The sequence below is a fragment of the Pseudomonas sp. NY15437 genome, from assembly GCF_048068435.1.
Taxonomy (GTDB): Bacteria; Pseudomonadota; Gammaproteobacteria; order Pseudomonadales; family Pseudomonadaceae; genus Pseudomonas; species Pseudomonas nitroreducens_B.
Window position 1 is genome coordinate 276,884 of record NZ_JBLUQC010000001.1, and the last position, 17,558, is coordinate 294,441.

Consider the following 17,558-nt stretch of genomic DNA (forward strand, 5'->3'; position numbering starts at 1 on the left):
CGGGATCGCCGCTACTCACGCGATGAGCCTAGAGTCAAAGGCTCTGGACCCAGCATCTCCAAGGGCTCGCAAGCTGTTCTAGCCTCCACAGGCCCACCCCTGATGGACAACGTTCAACACCGTCGGGGTTGTCTTCTATATCTGGATATCCGTATATTCGAATTACCACATTTGAGGCCTACCCCATGATCAGCCCTCCAGAGGTCTTCAAGAGCCTTGCCGACGAGACCCGCGCCCGCGCCACTCTGCTCATTGCCAGCCTCGGCGAACTTTGTGTCTGCGAGCTTATGTGCGCCCTAGACGACAACCAGCCGAAGATCAGCCGTCACCTTGCACAACTGCGGAGCTGCGGTCTGCTGTTGGATCGCCGCCAAGGTCAATGGGTTTATTACCGCCTTAATCCTGATCTTCCCGCCTGGGTAAAAGAGATGTTGCAGGTGATCCTGCAAGCAAATGGGCCATGGCTTACCGACAACAGCCGTCGCTTGCAGAACATGAACGACCGTCCGATCCGAGCCTCTGCCTGTTGCTGATCTTCATCAAACGAGTTCTTCATGTTTATCGCCGTTACTGTCTTCGTTTTTACCCTCACTCTGGTCATCTGGCAGCCTAAAGGTCTTGGCGTTGGCTGGAGCGCCACCCTTGGCGCAATCATTGCCCTGGCTGTCGGCGCTGTTTCCCTGCACGACATCCCGACCGTGTGGGCCATCGTCTGGAACGCCACCGCTACCTTCATCGCAGTCATCATCATCAGCTTGCTTCTGGATGAAGCCGGCTTCTTCGAGTGGGCCGCGCTGCACGTGGCGCGCTGGGCGAGCGGCAGCGGCTACCGCTTGTTCGCCTTCTGCGTTCTGCTCGGAGCTTCCGTCTCGGCGCTGTTCGCCAATGATGGTGCAGCTCTCATCCTCACGCCTATAGTCATGTCGATTCTGCTCGCGCTGCGCTTCTCACCCGCCGCGACCCTTGCCTTCGTCATGGCCGCAGGCTTCATCGCCGATACCGCGAGCTTGCCGTTGGTGGTCTCTAATCTTGTGAACATCGTCTCGGCTGACTACTTCGGCTTGGGCTTCGCCGAATACGCCTCGGTGATGGTGCCGGTGAACCTAGCCAGTGTCGCCGCCACCCTGCTAATGCTGTTCCTGTTCTTCCGTCGCGACATTCCGAGGCAGTACACGCTTGATGCACTGAAGGAGCCGGAGGCGGCGATCCACGACCGCGCCACTTTCATCGTCGGCTGGTGGACACTGGTGGTGTTGCTGGTTGGCCTGTTCGCCCTGGAGCCGCTGGGAATCCCGGTCAGCGCCGTGGCCGCCGTCTGTGCCGCAATCCTGTTTGCCGTTGCCGCTCGCGGGCACCGCATCTCCACCCGCCGCGTATTGCGCGAAGCGCCATGGCAGGTAGTGATCTTCTCCCTCGGCATGTATCTGGTGGTGTACGGCCTGAAGAATGCCGGCCTCACGGACTTCCTCACCCACCTGCTCGACCGTCTTGCCGGACAGGGGCTCTGGAGTGCTGCCATCGGCACCGGGCTGCTCACGGCACTGCTGTCCTCGGTGATGAACAACATGCCCAGCGTGCTGATCGGCGCGCTATCAATCCAGGGCAGCAGCGCGGAGGGGCTGGTGCGCGAGGCGATGATCTACGCCAACGTGATCGGCTGCGACCTTGGCCCGAAGATCACACCCATCGGCAGCCTCGCCACACTTCTCTGGCTGCATGTTCTGGATCGCAAGGGCATGCACATTACTTGGGGCTACTACTTCAAGGTTGGTGTCCTCCTGACCTTACCGGTCCTACTGATCACCCTTTCGGCCCTGGTATTGCGCCTGAGCCTCTGATGTCCGTAACCAAGCGGTGGAGCCCTCCATGCGAGTTTTGTTCATGTGCACGGCCAACAGCTGTCGCAGCATTCTTTCCGAAGCGCTATTCAACCATCTGGCTCCGGAAGGCTTCGAGGCGATCAGCTCTGGCAGTTTCCCTAAAGGGCAGGTGCTACCGCGCAGCCTCACCACTTTGCAACAGGCCGGCATTTCCACCGAAGGCCTGAGCAGCAAAGGCAACGAAGCCTTCGAAAGCAATCCGCCGGATATTGTCATCACAGTGTGTGACAAGGCCGCTGGGGAGGTCTGTCCGGTGTACTTCGGCCCGGCGTTGAAGTCCCACTGGGGACTGGAAGATCCATCTGATGTATTGGGCGATGAGGCTGCAATCGAAGCCGCCTTCCGCGCCACGCTGGCCCGTATCGAGTTGCGCTGTCGGGCCTTCTTCGCCCTTCCTTTCGACTCCCTCGGCAGCGACGAACTCAGACGCGAGTTGGATCGCATTGCCACTCTCTGAGCAGGAGAAACATATGTCAGAGCAATTGCCCAACCTCGATCTTTCGCTGTTTGACGTGCCACCCGCAGCGACCCGAACCAGCGACCATAAACCGCGCATTTTGCTGTTATATGGATCAACACGCGAACGCTCGTTCAGCCGTCTACTAGTTGAGGAAGCCGCACGTCTGCTGGAACACTTCGGCGCGGAGACTCGCATCTTCAATCCGTCTGGTCTGCCGTTACCTGACGACGTACCGGTAGAACATCCCAAGGTGCAGAAGCTTCGGGACCTGGTGCAGTGGTCGGAAGGCCAGGTCTGGTGTTCACCAGAGCGCCACGGCGCAATGTCGGCGGTGTTCAAAGCGCAGATTGACTGGATTCCACTGGCGCTCGGCGCCCTACGCCCCACACAGGGCAAGACTCTGGCAGTAATGCAGGTCTGCGGCGGTTCGCAGTCATTCAATGTCGTTAACCAGTTGCGGGTACTCGGACGTTGGATGCGGATGTTCACCATCCCCAACCAGTCCTCCATACCTAAGGCCTACCTGGAGTTCGACGACGAGGGGCGAATGAAACCCTCGGCCTACTATGACCGCGTGGTAGATGTCATGGAAGAACTGGTGAAGTTCACGGTGCTGCTGCGCGACCGGCAGGAATTCTTGGTGAATCGTTACTCGGAGCGTAAGGAGAGTGCCGACGAACTGTCTACCCGAGTCAACCAACGCTCGATTTGAGGTCACCATGCCTATCGACATCAGAGAAGCGCGCCCTGAGGACGCCTCTGCGATCCAAGCTATTTATGCCCCCGTGGTAGTCAGTACAGCGATCTCCTTCGAAGAGGAGCCACCTACCGTTGAGGAAATGCGGAGAAGGATCACCACGACACTGAAAACCTACCCATATCTTGTGGCAGTACGAGACGGGCAAGTGGTCGGTTATGCATATGCAAGCCAGCACCGGGCTCGTGCTGCATATCGGTGGGCAGTGGATGTTACCGTCTACATCGAAGAAAGCGAGCGACGCACTGGGGTTGGCAGCAGCCTGTATTCAGCTCTGCTTCCGATCCTTTCACGACAAAGATTCAATGCGGCCTATGCTGGCATCGCCCTGCCCAACACCGGCAGTGTCAGATTGCATGAGAGGCTGGGCTTCCACCATGTTGGGACATTCCCAGCAGTCGGATACAAGCTCGGCAAATGGCACGATGTTGGTTACTGGCGCCTGGAGCTTGGTCCGCAAAGCTGCCCACCAAGCGAACCTCTCCTCTACCCGGACCTTACCGGATGAGCACCGCCTAACGATTAGCTAAAAATCAAAGATTAGCTCCCGAGCTAATCAATCCATATTAGATAATCGATAACGAATCGCATCTAGTTCCGAATCTCGTTTGCCGGGGCGGCTCTGACGATCCGCCTCCATAAACTACCCTAGTCAGATTGACACAGGCGCGGGAATATGTGGGTGCGGGTCATAGTCAACAATTTCAAAATCTTCGAATCTATAATCATAGATGCTCTCAGGCTTCCGCTTAATAACCAACTTGGGCAGCGACCTAGGCTCACGAGACAACTGTAGCTTAACCTGTTCCACATGATTCAAATATATGTGCGCGTCGCCCATAGTTATTATTATCTCACCAACACCAAGATCGCATTGCTGCGCTAACATGTGAGTGAGAAAGCTGGCACCTGCCAAATTATATGGATTACCTAGCAGCAAATCTGAAGACCTGATATAAAGTTGCGTGGACAACTTACCATTAGCCACATAAAACTGGTATAGCAGATGACACGGTGGAAGCGCCATTTTCCCATTACGAGCATTTTCTTGCGGACTCACGCTTTCATCTGGAAGGTACTCAACGTTCCAACCGTGAAACAAAATTCGCCTACTGTTCGGATTGTTCTTTAACGTACTTACAACATAATCAATCTGGTTAATAGCTTTACCATCTTGAGTCGGCCAAGCAGTCCACTGCTTCCCGTAAATAGGCCCAAGATCACCATCTTCGGTCGCCCATTCATCCCAAATACTTACGCCATTCTCTTTGAGCCACTTGGTATTCGTATCGCCATTCAAAAACCAAATCATCTCATTGATAATACTTTTGAAATGAAGTTTTTTCGTGGTGAGTAACGGAAAACCTTTTTCTAAATCATGGCGATACTGGCGCCCGAACACACTAATCGTGCCAGTACCCGTCCTATCGCCTTTTTGCACACCATTTTCAAGCACATCAGAGAGAAGATCTTGATAGGCTTTCATTTCGATTCCTCAAAGCCGGAGCTAATTAGTTTAAGTGCCTCATGTAGCTTAGCTATTTCAGCCTCTTGGCTTTTAACTTTCTCGCACTTTTCTTCATACATTTTAACATAAAAATCTCTTGATTCGCGAATCAAATTGAGACGTTTTTCTAGCGTAAAAAAATTACTCTCGGACTCTTGATACTTATCAAACCAATACAAAACTTCTAGACGACTTTTTTCCAGCCTATCAGACAATATACTTTTAGCGTCCTTCTTCTTTTCAACTTTTATCTTTTCGGCAAGAGCATCCAACTCTCGATTATCTTTAATTGCATCTAAACGTTCTAGCGGCCATTTACGCTGACGAATAGTATTTCGATGAATCCCTGTAATCCGGCTAAGCTCCGCAACTGTCGCCTTCAAAGATTTTTCAGACGCAATTCGCAATAGCCCCTCAGTAAGCATCTCTGTGTTTTTATCGAAGTCCTTTTTATTCCTTTCATCGAACGCTTGAGTATTCACACTTCAACCTCTTCGCCCAAGTATTCCAAAACGCTCTTGGCCTCATCCATTGCAGCGCGGGCCTCTTCTTGATCGGGTAAAATATTTGCAGCAAGAGCACGGTAGTTCTGCAAGTAAACTTCTCTCCACTTTGGAGCATTGGCTTTCGTCACCACCGCATTCTTGCAGCGATTTGGGTTACAACGAAGCGACCCAATACAAGGAAGCGACTCATCGAAGTCCTCTTTGCGCCCTCCGTAGCAAAATCCTTGACCTACGTTAATGACAGCCAGACGCTTCTTTACCATCTGAGCAAAGACTTCTTCCTTGGTGTAACCAGCAGCCATGTAGCCGTCGAAAGTCTTCTTCAACTTTGCTCGATGAGCTTCCGCATTAGGCCCCGCAAAGCTCCCGTCCGGGTCGCAAAAATTCTCTATATATTCTCGCTCCGCCAACTCACGAGGGGTCCGTCCAGTAGATCGACCGCCCTTCGATAGGATGTCAGCAATCGCACCATATCCGAGAGTGTCGCTGCTGAATGATTTGTTCTGCCCTGACGAGCCGATCAAGTTTCCGAAATGCTTGAGTTGGTAAGAGATAAATGGAAGACCAATTTCGGCTCTAGCCATCTGATATGCGAGAGTATGTCGGAGCGTATAAGGTGAAAACTCTAAGAGACCATATTCTTCATCGGAGAGAATCTCCATAAAGAACAGGCTGAACTGATGCGCAATACCGTTGGAGGACATCGCACTAGCGGCCTCACCTTGCGCAATAGTATCAACCTTTGAAAATAGATAAGGATTCTGTTTTACCCTAGCGATAAAACGTGCTGCCTGAATCGCATCCTGAACGATGGGAATAGCAATCCACTTATCATCAAAAAGCCTTGACAAGTTCCGGCGATGTTTAATTACATTTCCGACTATCAAAAAATAGTCGCCCTCTTTCTCTAAGCAGGAATCAACCAGTATCTCTGCCAATTCCGATGGCCGCATCCCAGTGTACTGCGCAACAAGATAGCATGCGCTATAGCAGACGTAGTTTAGATATAGCCTAAATTCATTATCTATACTTTCTCCAGCAATCTCGCTTAAACCACTTGCGGATCTAAGCTCACCCTGTATGCGATCAGAATATAGCTCGCTCCACACTTCACCGAGAGCGGACTCAGCACCTTGTGTATCGTATCCTCTTCGACGCAGACGGATCGCGACATACAGATCAAATTTTCGGCGACTTAATCCATTCATCTCCGCCGCGCAATACCCTTTCGCAATGCATCGCGTCAGCGATTCCGTATCTTTGACCTCTTCATTTAATGCAGCTAAAAAATCAACTACCGCGAACGATGCTTCTCGCGAGGCTCTTTCGAATATATGGTTCGGCAATATTCGATAGGAATTATCGGAGCGCAACGCATCCTTAGCACTTTTAGTCCAAGGCAAGCTCTCTAGTTCGACATATGGCAAGGGAGCACCAAAGACATACTCTTCAAGAAATGGAGATCTTAAGATGCTGAAAAACTTTTTAAGATCTGGCCCAAAACTGTAGGGATGCACCCTGGCTGCCTCTCGATATGTGCCAACATCGAGGCAGGACATACTGTGATAGCCATCATCAAAAAAATCGTCGACCAGGAGTTCTCTAGCCTGCCCAGCCATCGTATTAACAAACCTAAGACCAGCCTTGAAGTAAGAAACAGCAGTATTAGCCTTTACAATCCTTTGAGCAACAGAGGATATTTTTATAACAGATGGCATCTTGAGATAGCAGAGCATTGCCAACTTTATTTCAAGCAAGGATAACTTATTGATCGCAGGAAACTTCTCAAAATCAATACGCAGCTTCGCCCCTTGCACGTTTCTGGCAGCAGTCGGTTCATCAGCATTGAAATCCCAAATAGCATCTCCAGCCCTAGACAATTTGCTCACAGGCAGCGCTAGAAAAGCGCTGTACCATTCTAATGCAGCAAAAGACTGAAGTTCGTCTGAGGCAACAGCACTATTGGCCCGCCCCATCATAAACTGTATAGCAACGCGCCAGCGCCTGAACTCCTTAATTTTTTGAGTCAAGTGTTCAGTCATAGCAGAACCCTTTCCACTAGAACCTGGGTATGTATATTTTCCGAAAGGCGTTCAGCTTGAGTCAACTCCTCCAGAGAGAAATCAGAAGTCTCCGGGTCCAAGATACTGTTTAAGATCTCCAGATTACTTAGGACTACCTCGCCATAAGGTGTATCCAACACACGACTAACCTCTATCAAATGCTGGTACTCCCTGCGCATTGCAAATAGCTCAGGTAAATGCGAGACCGTGATAATGCTATTGCTACATGACAGACACTTATTTAAAAGCGTGCATGGCTTTTTAGGGTCATAACCTTTTAAATTTTTAATGAAGTCCGGAGGATCAAATACATCTCTGCATGAAACGAGCCCGGTATTGATTGCGGTTCGGCCGATAGGTGGTTCAGATTTCTTCTCAGACATATGAACACTAGCATCATCCAGCGTCGATTGATGCATTGCATGTAACGCCTTGTTAAGGACATTCCGTGCAAAAAAATTGAAATCCATCTTATCCAAGTACGCAAGGGTCGTTGTGATGTTGGCGTGTCCAAGCAGAACTTGAATTTCTCTAATAGAAACCCCTCGCTCAACCAGCTCACTGACGAAACTTGGTCTAAAGCGTGAAGCAGACAACCTAAGTTTGTTTCCATTTTCGTCTTGCAAATTATGATCTGCTGAGAACTCTGAAAACATCTGGTTTATCAGTCGATCTGAGTCCTGGACGGAATCAATGACTCCAAACTTTCTCGGGGAGCTAGATTGGTAAATAAACAACTTCCCTCTAATGGACTCTGGCGCTAACTTCCGAATGTCTTTTGTAAGAAGTTTAACATCGTCGAACAACTTCTTGACAGCGAGCCCTTGAGAAGTAGTTAGCCAAGAGATGTCCGCATGAAATAGGTCAAGATGGTATAGCTTCTCCCCATCAGACCTTTCTTTCCAGTACCGTAAACAAGGCCTACCTGTCAGATCGTGACTCTGTACAAAATCATCCAGTTCCAAACCCACAAGGGAGTCAGCGTTCAGTCCTGTAATCTGAGCCAGCCGTGCCATGTATGGCGCCAAGACTCTTGAATCCACTTGATAGAGAACGCCCCAGCTTTGGTAAACCTGCTCAATGGACGCGCCCAAATGATTAAGTATCGCCAAGAACGCCCTGTGATACGGATTATCTTTATCCGCCGTTCTATATCCTATTGGCTTGAATCCTAATTTATTCTCGAATATCCAACGCGCACTATCAAGCACACGGAATCCGCGACGAATCCGCCCACTTTCATCAAGCGGGTCTTGTCCGAGGCCACTTGGAACATATTCCCGCGCGAGTTCATTAGTTCTGTCTATCTCTTGATTAATTGCTAAAGATATATTCTCGCGAACAGCTTTAGGATAAGGTTTGTAATTATCAGTCTCTCGATTAGAATCAAACCCCTCTGCCGCCATGAAGTGGGTTATACCAAATCCTTCGATCTGGACAACACGTTTCATCACTGCCCTAGTCGCACTCATCATCGAACTACAATGACTGCTCGAATAGACCCCTTCAATAATTCTCTCTTCGAGATAGCTCCTGAATCTAGGCAATGAATACGGCGTAATCATTTCCCTTATGTCTTCCAATCCAGTCAACCCAGAAGAGACCAGACAATCTCGCATCGCCTTATATGCGCAAATGAAATTATCTTGCCCGGAGTCGCTACTGCTCTTCAAAGAGGACAAACTATAGAGATGTAGCAAATTGAAATAAGGCTCTATCGTAGTCGAACCCAGCTCCGAGACTAGCTTTACCTGCTGACCTCGCAAATCAGAAAATTTCTCTTTTAGCGACTTATCCCTACTAACAACCTCTTTTGACTCGTTCCTCTGCTTAACAGTCCTATAGCCACGATCAAGGACTCCACTTTCTCTTAAAGAATCAAGAATCTCGTCAAAGGTCGAACGAACTAGTGCGTATTTCCCTTTAGCACCGCGCAACCCACTCAACTCTTCTATGCCATCAAGGTAACCACGAAACTTTATCGTATTAGCAGCGACAGGAATTTTCGCTCTTTCTTCCGGGGACAAGCCTTCGAACCAAGAAAGCAAACGCCGCCGAAAGTCGCACGCCGCGGAAGAATGGCCATCTACAATAATCCCATGTGAGCGCATTTCTCTAAGAACTGGTGCGAACAGATGAATCCGCTTTGAGATTGACGACTCACTCAACCCAGTCTGCTCTGTGATAGCTGCCCACGACAAGACGGGCTCGCGCCCCTTCTTAGCTAATGGCACCTTCAGAAGTGACTCTCGACTCTTTGTAGAATGGGTGACCCAACCCTGAATAACAGAATCGATTTCTACCCCTTTCTGCCTCTCCGTCACTTCGAGTCACCCAAGTCGATGCGGAGGCGTGTTTGCTTAACTAGCTCCTCCATTTCACCCGCCTTGGTTTTGCTCTCACTGCCTGGGCGCAAGAGCTTCTGATAAAGGTCGTATGGGATTTGGGTATATGTCTCCGTAGCACCCAACTCCGAATGACCAAGCGTCTTCTGAACAGCAACTAATCTGTCCAGATAGTCCGTTCCTATATCTGGGCTTCGTAGCATTGCGTATGCATTGCCGTGTCGCAGTTTATGTGGGGATATTTTCTTGGAGATTTTCAAGTTCGAAACAGCCCGACTGGACACCCTATCCAGAAGTTTAGTCACAGAATTTGGCGTGTAAGCATTTCCTTCAGCATTCAGAAACGCTGGTGTCTCATTAGCTTTCCCAAATTGCTTTCGGTACATTTTATAAAGAGGAGAGCTATGGTATTTTTTAACTCGCAGCAATGTTGCCCTACTAACAAGGGTCGTTCGCGGTTTAATTTCATCCGCATACCCCTTACTTCCTGCTACGTAGAGCGGGCAGTAGTCTGCATTTACCGCCTCGGTCACACCGCCCGATATGAATAGTGTGTTCTGAAAAGCCAACGCATCATCAATGTCGGCTAGCGTTACGCGCGGAACCTCTGAGCGTCTCACGCCAGTGTCATAAATAAACTGGAGAAGGCATCGCTCTCGCTCGCTTTTGGTCGAAAGCATCAACTGCTTCAAGTCTGAAATCGAACAGGCACTTACAAGCCTTTTCATTGGCCGTGGAGAGAGCAAGCCATCGGAATATGGATTTATCGCACTTCTCGGAGCTGGTACATCATCCACTCCACGGCAAAGGTATTTATTGAAGAAGGCCATCAAAGACGAGTCTCTATTACGTATTGTCTTTTGAGACAACTCTTCGTCTTCGCGTAAGTGGGAGAAATACTCTTCGATTGCGTGCGTACGAACCTCTAGCATGGCCGTGTCCCGCTCACAATCAGCAAACTCTCTTCGAGTTAAGAGATACTGATGGAAGTAGCTTATGTTCTTGCCATACGTCAGACAGGATTCGTATGACATCAAGCCATTCTTGAGCCCATGCGATAAGAAGCTTGAGACCAAGGGAAGTAGCCGCTCTTCGTCATCAAATACAGCCACCCCTGTGAGCTTCTTCGTGCCTTCGAGACAAGGCTCACCAGCGTTCCTTTCTTCCCGAACCGGTGAATCCCTAAGATTTAGGGAATTTCCTCGTACCGCCAGTACCTTCATTCGCATCAATCCCTTCGACCGAGACAACCACTATACATAATGTGCATTTTCTTAATGGCACAATAAACACCGTCGAAAGGCAAATTTTTTTACGCAACCATCACGTACTGTGCATTTTTGAGAAGGGGTCGTAAAAGGAAGATGTCGGCCGAGCGCTGGTAGAGCTGGCAGCTGAGCTTGCCGTCGGCCACATAGAACTGGAACAGCGCGTGGCACGGCGGCAGGGCCATTTCGTCGATCAGCGCGGGGTTCCACGCCGAGACGATCAGGCGGCGCGAGTCCGGGTTCTTCTTCAGCATGGCCATCAGGTTGGCGATCTGGTCGATATGGCGGCCGTCCGGCGCCGGCCAGGAGCGCCACTGGTAGCCGTAGACCGGGCCCAGGTCGCCGTTCTCGTCGGCCCATTCGTCCCAGATCGAGACGCCGTTTTCCTTCAGGTAGGCGATGTTGGTCGAACCTTTGAGGAACCACAGCAGCTCATGAATGATCGATTTGAGGTGGCACTTCTTGGTGGTCACCAGCGGGAAGCCGTCGGCGAGGTCGAAGCGCATCTGGTAGCCGAACACGCTGTAGGTGCCGGTGCCGGTGCGATCGCTCTTGAAGGTGCCGTGTTCGCGCACGTGGCGCATGAGGTCGAGGTACTGTTTCATCGCTGCGGTTTCACCCAAAAGCCGGTCGGTGAGGCTCTGCGGCGCGGCTCCGGGGTGGGCCGCCGGCAGAACGATTCGCCCGGCAGAATCTGAACAAGCGGCAATACTAAGGGCCTGGGCCCGGTATCGCCACCCTGGCCGACCAACACCCGATTCGAGCGGCGACAGACCGCGCTTTCCAACCGTTCGCCTGTTGCAAGAGAGGTCGTCATGTCCGAGGCACCACTGCCCGCCTTCCCCCTTTCACGCCGCCGCCTGCTGGCGGTCGCCTGCGCCAGCGCCGCCCTGGGCGGCGTCCTGCTCAGCCCCGCCGGGCGCACCTGGGCCGCGCTGACGCCGCAGGCCGAGGCGGAGCTGGAGGGCTTCATGACCCTGTCCCAGCGTCTGACCGGTCGCAGCAACCTCGACCCGCGCATCGGCCAGCGCCTGTTCCAGACCCTGGCGCAGCGCGACACCGCGCTCAAGCAGAGCCTGGCCGAACTGCTCGAACGCCTGGGCGACGCCCCGGACAGCTGGAGCGAGCGCCAGCAATGGCTGGCCCGGCAGATTCTCGGCGGCTGGTACCTGGGGCAGATCGGCGATGACAACAACGCCACGGTGGTCACCTACGAGCAGGCGTTGATGTTTCGCGCGGTGGACGATGTGCTGGTGATCCGCAGCTATTGCCCGAACCAGCCGGGTTTCTGGGCGGCGCAGCCCGTCGAGCGGGGGGCCTGAGCATGGCACAGACGCAACGCGCGGATTTCGTGGTGGTCGGCTCCGGCGTGGCCGGCGCGCTGGTCGCCCATCAGTTGGCGCTCGCCGGCAAGGACGTGCTGATTCTCGAGGCCGGCCCGCGCATGGGCCGCTGGGAGATCGTCGAGCGCTTCCGCAACCAGCCGGACAAGTCCGACAACCAGGCGCCCTACCCCTCCAGCCCACACGCCCCGCATCCGCAGTTCAAGCCGGACAACCACTACCTGATCCAGAAGGGCGAACACCCCTACGACGTGCAGTACATCCGCGCCGTGGGCGGCACCACCTGGCACTGGGCGGCGTCCGCCTGGCGCTTTCTGCCCAACGATTTCAAGCTGCGCAGCCTGTACGGCGTGGGCCGCGACTGGCCCATCGAGTATGCCGAGCTGGAGCCCTGGTACCAGCGCGCCGAGGAGGAACTGGGCGTCTGGGGCCCGGCGGACGAGGAACTCGACTCGCCGCGCAGCCAGCCCTACCCGATGCCGCCGCTGCCGCTGTCGTGGAACGAGCAGCGCATCAAGACCCTGCTCAACGCCAACGGCTACCGCGTGGTCACCGAGCCGGTGGCGCGCAACAGCCGCCCCTACGATGGCCGCCCGACCTGCTGCGGCAACAACAACTGCATGCCGATCTGCCCCATCGGCGCCATGTACAACGGCATCGTCCACGTCGACAAGGCCGAGGCCGCCGGCGCCCGGCTGATCGAGAACGCCGTGGTGTTCAAGCTGGAAAAGGGCGAGGCCGGCAAGATCGTCGCGGCGCTGTACAAGGACCCGCAGGGCAACGAAGTACGCGTCGAGGGCGATACCTTCATCCTCGCCGCCAACGGTATCGAGACGCCCAAGCTGATGCTGATGTCGGATGTCGGCAACAGCTCGGACATGGTCGGCCGCAACCTCATGGACCACCCCGGCACCGCGGTGCAGTTCTATGCCGACGAGAAGCTCTGGCCGGGGCGCGGGCCGCAGGAGATGACCTCCATGGTGGGCTTCCGCGACGGCGCCTTCCGCAGCGAGTACGCCTCGAAGAAGATCCACCTGTCCAACCTCTCGCGCACCGACCAGGTGGCCACCGAGCTGATCCGCCACGGGCCGCTGCTGCTGGGCCACGAACTGGAGGCGAAGATCCGCGACCGCGCTGCGCGCTTCGTGCGCTTCGACAGCTTCCACGAGATCCTCCCGCACCCGGAGAACCGCATCGTGCCCAGCGCCACCGAGCGCGACGCGGCGGGCATTCCCAAGCCGGAGTTCACCTACGCGATGGACGACTACGTGCGCAAGAGCGCGGTGCACACCCGCGAGGTCTATGCCCACGCCGCGAAGCTGCTGGGCGGGGAGGACATCCAGTTCATCGACAACTTCGCCAACAACAACCACATCACCGGCACCGTGCTGATGGGCGCAGACCCGAAGGACTCGGTGGTGGACACCCAGTGCCGCACCCATGACCACCCCAACCTGTTCATCGCCGGCAGCGGCGTGATGCCCACCGTCGGCTCGGTGAACTGCACCCTGACCATCGCCGCCCTGGCCCTGCGCCTGGCTGAGCACCTGAAGCGGGAGGCCACGGCATGAAACGACTGATCCTCCTCGCCCTGCTGGCCACGCCGCTGGCCGGCCAGGCGGCCAAGGCCCTCGATCCGGCGCCGGCGGACCTGCTGCAGCGCGGCGAATACCTGGCCCGCGCCGGCGATTGCGCGGCCTGCCACACCGCGCCGGGCGGCAAGCCCTTCGCCGGCGGCCTGCCGCTGGCCACGCCGCTGGGTGCGGTGTACTCCACCAACATCACCCCCGACCCGAAGACCGGCATCGGCAGCTACAGCTACGACGACTTCGCCCGCGCCGTGCGCGAAGGCGTGGCCAAGGGCGGCACCCGGCTCTACCCGGCGATGCCCTACACCGCCTATGCGAAGATCACCGACGAGGACATGCGCGCGCTCTACGCCTGGTTCCTCGAAGGCGGCGTGCAGGCCGTGGCCCAGCCCAACCAGGACTCCGACATCGCCTGGCCGCTGAACATGCGCTGGCCGCTGGCGATCTGGAACCTGCTGTTCCACGACGACACGGTCTACCAGGACAACCCGAAGCAGAGCCCGACCTGGAACCGCGGCGCCTACCTGGTCCAGGGCCTGGCTCACTGCGGCACCTGCCACACGCCGCGCGGCATGGCGTTCCAGGAAAAGGCCATGGACGAACGCGGCACCGGCTTCCTCGCCGGCGCCGCACTGGGCGGCTGGTATGCCTTCAACATCACGCCGGACACCCACAGCGGCATCGGCGGCTGGAGCGACGCGGACATCGTCCAGTACCTCAAGACCGGCCGCATACCGGGCAAGGCCCAGGCCGCCGGGCCCATGGCGGAAGCCGTGGAACACAGCTTCCAGTACATGACCGACGCCGACCTGCAGGCCATCGCCAATTACCTGCGCAGCGTGCCGGCGGTCAGCGATGGCGAGCGCAAGGCGCGCTTCGCCTGGGGCACGCCGGCGGACGACGTGGTCACCCTGCGCGGCCAGGACTTCGCTGCCCAGAAACACGACGACGGCGCGCGCCTGTACCTGGGCAACTGCGCCAGCTGCCACTCCTGGAGCGGCGAAGGGGTGAAGGACGGCTACTACCCGATGCTGCTGAAGAACAGCGCGGTCGGCGCCCTGCAACCGGACAACCTGGTGCAGGTGGTGCTCGGCGGCGTGCACCGCAAGGTGGGCAACGAGGACGTGTTCATGCCCGGCTTTGCCGGCACGCTCAACGACGAACAGATCGCCACCCTGGTGAACTACCTCACCGCGCAATTCGGCAACCCCGAGGTGAAGGTGGACAGCGCGCGGGTCGCGGAGATTCGCCAGCCTTGAGACGAGATGCCCCTGCCCTCGCTTGACGGCGGACAGGCGCGCCCTGGCTTCCCCTCACCCTGACCTTCGCCCGGAGGGAGCGGGTCAACGCCTGCAAAGCGCTTCGCGTTGACAGGCCGGCGCCCCTCGCCGAAGCTGCGCCGGCTTGCCAGCGAACAACGGAAGTCCCATGCCACAGCCGAAGCCGCCCGCCTCCCGCCCGACGCCCCGCCTCCGCGGTGGCTGGTTGGCGGCCTGCGCCGCGGTGCTGCTGGCGCTGACCCTCGGCCTCTGGGGGTGGATGCAGCGGGACAGCGCGCCCCTGCCGCCCCCGCCCACCGTACAACAGCCCACCGCCCAGCCCGCGGCCACCTCTGTCGCCGCACCACCGGCAGCGCCCAGCCTGGTGAACGAACAGCAGTGCCAGGCTTGCCACGCCGAGCAGTCCACGGCCTGGCAGGGCTCGCATCACGCCCAGGCGATGAAGCCGGCCAGCGACGGCGCTGTGCTGGGCAACTTCGAGAACGTCACCTTCAAGGGCGACCCCGAGACCACCCGCTTCTACCGCAAGGACGGCAGCTACTGGGTCAATACCCCCGGCGCCGACGGCAAGCCGGCGGACTTCAAGGTGGCCTACACATTCGGCATCGATCCGCTGCAGCAGTACCTGATCGACTACCCCGGCGGGCGCCTGCAAGCCCTCGGCGTCGCCTGGGATAGCCGCAAGCACCAGTGGTTCCAGCTGCCTGCCAGCCAACGCATCGACTTCCGGGACGACCTGCACTGGACCCGCCCGGCGCAGAACGCCAACTTCATGTGCGTCGAGTGCCACACCACCGGCTTCACGCGCAACTACGACGCCGCCACCGACCGTTTCGCCAGCCACTGGAACAGCCTCGGCGTCGGCTGCCAGGCCTGCCATGGGCCGGCATCCAGGCACCTGGAATGGGCGCAGAAACCCGACCGCAGCGCCGACAAGGGCTTCGAAGTGCCGTTGCAGAACGCCAGCCAGACCACCCTCGTCGAAACCTGCGCGCGCTGCCACGCCCGCCGCGCACCACTGGGTGATGGCTCGCGGAACACTCACCGCTTCATGGACGACTACCTGCCCAGCACCCTGACCCGCGAGCTCTACGAGATCGACGGCAAGATCAAGGACGAAGTCTTCGAATGGGGCTCCTTTACCCAGAGCACGATGTTCGCCAAGGGCGTGCAGTGCACCGACTGCCACAACCCCCACAGCGGCGAGCTGAAGGCGCCGGGCAATGGCGTCTGCCTGCAATGCCACAACAGCACCGGCAAGGCGATCCGCCCGCAGATCGACGGCAAGGCCCTGCAGGCGAAGCACTACGACGCCCCCGAGCACCATCACCATGCGCCCGGCAGCCCTGGTGCCCAGTGCACCGCGTGCCACATGCCCGGTCGCTATTACATGGGCAACGACTACCGCCACGATCATGGCTTCACCTTGCCCGACCCGGTGCACGCGCGCCGCATCGGCGCACCGGACGCCTGCCAGGCCTGCCACCGCGACATGCCCGGCAAGCAGCTGGGCTCGGCCTTCCGCCAGTGGTTCGCCAACGAACTGCCGGCCAAGCCCAACGCCTCCAGCAACCCGCCGCCGCGCTACGACGACACCCTGTGGAAAGCGCGCAACGGCAAGCCCGGCGCCTCCCGCGCGCTGCACCTGCTGCTGGCCACCACGGACCTGCCGGCGATCCGCCGGGCCACGCTGCTCGCCGAGTTGCCCAGCTACCCCAGCCCGCGCTCGCAGGAGCTGGTCGCCCTGGGCTTGAAGGATGCCGATCCGCTGGTGCGCCACAGCGCCATCGAGGCGCTCCCCGCGCTCGCCGCGCCGGCGCAGCAATTGCCGTTGCTCGCCCCGCTGCTGCGTGACCCGATCCGCGCCGTGCGCCTCGCGGCGACCTGGCAACTGGCGCAGCTGCCGCCGGCGCAGCGCGCCGACATCGACGCTGAACTGCAGGCCGCTCTGGCGGAGTACGAGCAAGTCCAGCAGGACCTTGCCGAACGGGCGGACGCCAACCTCAACCTGGCCAACCTCTACGACCTGACCGGCCGCGCCGAGCGCGTCGAGCCCGCCCTGCGCGCGGCACTGGCGCGCGACGCCGGCTACCTGCCGGCGCGGGTCAGCCTCTACCAATGGCTGGAATCCGCCGGCCGAGCCAGCGAGGCCCGCCAGTGGCTGGACGAGAGCCTGCGCCTGTATCCCGCTGCCGGCCTGCTGCACCACGTCAACGGCCTCGCCCTGGTCCGCGCGGGGCAGAAGGCCCAGGCCCTGAAGGAGCTGCGCGAAGCCGTGCGGCTCGCCCCGGACGACGACCAGTTCCGCTATGTGCTGGCCATCGCCCTGCACGACAGCGGCGACCTGGACGGCGCCTGCCACGAGCTGGAAACCCTGCTGCAGAAGCACCCGGCCAACCGCGCCGCGCGCCTGGCGCTGCTCGACTACCTGCGCCAAGCCGGGCAGTTCCAGAAGGTGCAGCAGTTCACCGCGGAGCTGGAGCAGCAGAACCCCGATGATCCATCCCTCAAGCGTGAGTGACATTTCCGACGACAGGTGGGAACCGCGGAATCTTCCGAC

Annotated in this window: 14 protein-coding genes and 1 pseudogene; 9 read left to right on the forward strand and 6 right to left on the reverse strand. The window is 57.1% G+C overall.

All coding sequences use genetic code 11. The features are described 5' to 3' along the window. Nucleotides 1–185 precede the first annotated feature (185 nt). The 5 genes from ACNFIA_RS01310 to ACNFIA_RS01330 are packed head-to-tail and all read left to right on the forward strand — an operon-like array spanning nt 186 to nt 3,605. Nucleotides 186–533: a metalloregulator ArsR/SmtB family transcription factor gene (locus ACNFIA_RS01310; protein WP_416782606.1), complete on the forward strand. Its 348-nt coding sequence runs from the start codon at nt 186–188 to the stop codon at nt 531–533. A 21-nt stretch (nt 534–554) separates the two neighbouring features. Beyond that, a complete protein-coding gene (locus ACNFIA_RS01315) occupies nt 555–1,838 on the forward strand; it encodes an arsenic transporter (protein WP_416782607.1) in 1,284 nt (427 codons plus the stop codon). A gap of 28 nt (nt 1,839–1,866) precedes the next feature. Then, entirely contained in the window at nt 1,867–2,337 is a 471-nt protein-coding gene (locus ACNFIA_RS01320; protein WP_416782608.1) for an arsenate reductase ArsC, read from the forward strand. A 13-nt stretch (nt 2,338–2,350) separates the two neighbouring features. After that, on the forward strand, nt 2,351–3,052 hold the full coding sequence (gene arsH / locus ACNFIA_RS01325; protein WP_416782609.1) for an arsenical resistance protein ArsH: 702 nt from the start codon (nt 2,351–2,353) through the stop codon (nt 3,050–3,052). A gap of 7 nt (nt 3,053–3,059) precedes the next feature. Further along, nucleotides 3,060–3,605, forward strand: coding sequence for an arsinothricin resistance N-acetyltransferase ArsN1 family B (locus ACNFIA_RS01330; RefSeq protein ID WP_416782610.1), 546 nt, complete (start codon nt 3,060–3,062; stop codon nt 3,603–3,605). A 144-nt stretch (nt 3,606–3,749) separates the two neighbouring features. Here the strand turns inward: ACNFIA_RS01330 and ACNFIA_RS01335 are convergent, their stop codons facing one another. The 6 genes and pseudogenes from ACNFIA_RS01335 to ACNFIA_RS01360 all read right to left on the reverse strand — a co-directional run. Then, the gene (locus ACNFIA_RS01335) at nt 3,750–4,583 is read right to left on the reverse strand and encodes a thymidylate synthase (protein WP_416782611.1); all 834 of its coding nucleotides are present in this window, start codon (nt 4,581–4,583) and stop codon (nt 3,750–3,752) included. After that, complete coding sequence (locus tag ACNFIA_RS01340) at nt 4,580–5,086, reverse strand: hypothetical protein (protein WP_416782612.1); 507 nt, start codon at nt 5,084–5,086, stop codon at nt 4,580–4,582. The genes ACNFIA_RS01335 and ACNFIA_RS01340 overlap by 4 nt, the downstream gene beginning before the upstream one ends. Next, nucleotides 5,083–7,152: a tyrosine-type recombinase/integrase gene (locus ACNFIA_RS01345; RefSeq protein ID WP_416782613.1), complete on the reverse strand. Its 2,070-nt coding sequence runs from the start codon at nt 7,150–7,152 to the stop codon at nt 5,083–5,085. The genes ACNFIA_RS01340 and ACNFIA_RS01345 overlap by 4 nt, the downstream gene beginning before the upstream one ends. Continuing rightward, nucleotides 7,149–9,497, reverse strand: coding sequence for a tyrosine-type recombinase/integrase (locus ACNFIA_RS01350; protein ID WP_416782614.1), 2,349 nt, complete (start codon nt 9,495–9,497; stop codon nt 7,149–7,151). The genes ACNFIA_RS01345 and ACNFIA_RS01350 overlap by 4 nt, the downstream gene beginning before the upstream one ends. Beyond that, nucleotides 9,494–10,741: a tyrosine-type recombinase/integrase gene (locus ACNFIA_RS01355; RefSeq protein ID WP_416782615.1), complete on the reverse strand. Its 1,248-nt coding sequence runs from the start codon at nt 10,739–10,741 to the stop codon at nt 9,494–9,496. Before ACNFIA_RS01355 ends, ACNFIA_RS01350 begins: the two co-directional genes overlap by 4 nt. A 134-nt stretch (nt 10,742–10,875) precedes the next feature. Further along, nucleotides 10,876–11,391 (reverse strand): annotated as a pseudogene (locus ACNFIA_RS01360) (thymidylate synthase); the annotation flags it as partial. A 210-nt stretch (nt 11,392–11,601) separates the two neighbouring features. Here ACNFIA_RS01360 and ACNFIA_RS01365 point away from each other — a divergent pair. The 4 genes from ACNFIA_RS01365 (at nt 11,602) to ACNFIA_RS01380 (ending at nt 17,519) form a co-directional block, all read left to right on the forward strand. Beyond that, complete coding sequence (locus ACNFIA_RS01365; protein WP_416782616.1) at nt 11,602–12,108, forward strand: sugar dehydrogenase complex small subunit; 507 nt, start codon at nt 11,602–11,604, stop codon at nt 12,106–12,108. Nucleotides 12,109–12,110: 2 nt separating this feature from the next. Beyond that, nucleotides 12,111–13,700, forward strand: a complete 1,590-nt coding sequence (locus ACNFIA_RS01370) for a GMC family oxidoreductase (protein WP_416782617.1) — start codon at nt 12,111–12,113, stop codon at nt 13,698–13,700. Then, nucleotides 13,697–14,977 carry a cytochrome c gene (locus tag ACNFIA_RS01375; protein ID WP_416782618.1) on the forward strand — a complete coding sequence of 427 codons (1,281 nt, stop codon included), beginning with the start codon at nt 13,697–13,699 and terminating at the stop codon, nt 14,975–14,977. Before ACNFIA_RS01370 ends, ACNFIA_RS01375 begins: the two co-directional genes overlap by 4 nt. Nucleotides 14,978–15,146: 169 nt before the next feature. After that, nucleotides 15,147–17,519: a tetratricopeptide repeat protein gene (locus tag ACNFIA_RS01380; RefSeq protein WP_416782619.1), complete on the forward strand. Its 2,373-nt coding sequence runs from the start codon at nt 15,147–15,149 to the stop codon at nt 17,517–17,519. Nucleotides 17,520–17,558: the final 39 nt, after the last annotated feature.

Coding starts and splice junctions, on each gene's coding strand:
- ACNFIA_RS01375 (WP_416782618.1), top strand. CDS start 13,697: ATGAAACGACTGATCCTCCTCGCCCTGCTGGCCACGCCGCTGGCCGGC.
- ACNFIA_RS01315 (WP_416782607.1), top strand. CDS start 555: ATGTTTATCGCCGTTACTGTCTTCGTTTTTACCCTCACTCTGGTCATC.
- ACNFIA_RS01330 (WP_416782610.1), top strand. CDS start 3,060: ATGCCTATCGACATCAGAGAAGCGCGCCCTGAGGACGCCTCTGCGATC.
- ACNFIA_RS01345 (WP_416782613.1), bottom strand. CDS start 7,152: ATGACTGAACACTTGACTCAAAAAATTAAGGAGTTCAGGCGCTGGCGC.
- ACNFIA_RS01335 (WP_416782611.1), bottom strand. CDS start 4,583: ATGAAAGCCTATCAAGATCTTCTCTCTGATGTGCTTGAAAATGGTGTG.
- ACNFIA_RS01355 (WP_416782615.1), bottom strand. CDS start 10,741: ATGAAGGTACTGGCGGTACGAGGAAATTCCCTAAATCTTAGGGATTCA.
- ACNFIA_RS01380 (WP_416782619.1), top strand. CDS start 15,147: ATGCCACAGCCGAAGCCGCCCGCCTCCCGCCCGACGCCCCGCCTCCGC.
- ACNFIA_RS01365 (WP_416782616.1), top strand. CDS start 11,602: ATGTCCGAGGCACCACTGCCCGCCTTCCCCCTTTCACGCCGCCGCCTG.
- ACNFIA_RS01310 (WP_416782606.1), top strand. CDS start 186: ATGATCAGCCCTCCAGAGGTCTTCAAGAGCCTTGCCGACGAGACCCGC.
- arsH (WP_416782609.1), top strand. CDS start 2,351: ATGTCAGAGCAATTGCCCAACCTCGATCTTTCGCTGTTTGACGTGCCA.
- ACNFIA_RS01320 (WP_416782608.1), top strand. CDS start 1,867: ATGCGAGTTTTGTTCATGTGCACGGCCAACAGCTGTCGCAGCATTCTT.
- ACNFIA_RS01370 (WP_416782617.1), top strand. CDS start 12,111: ATGGCACAGACGCAACGCGCGGATTTCGTGGTGGTCGGCTCCGGCGTG.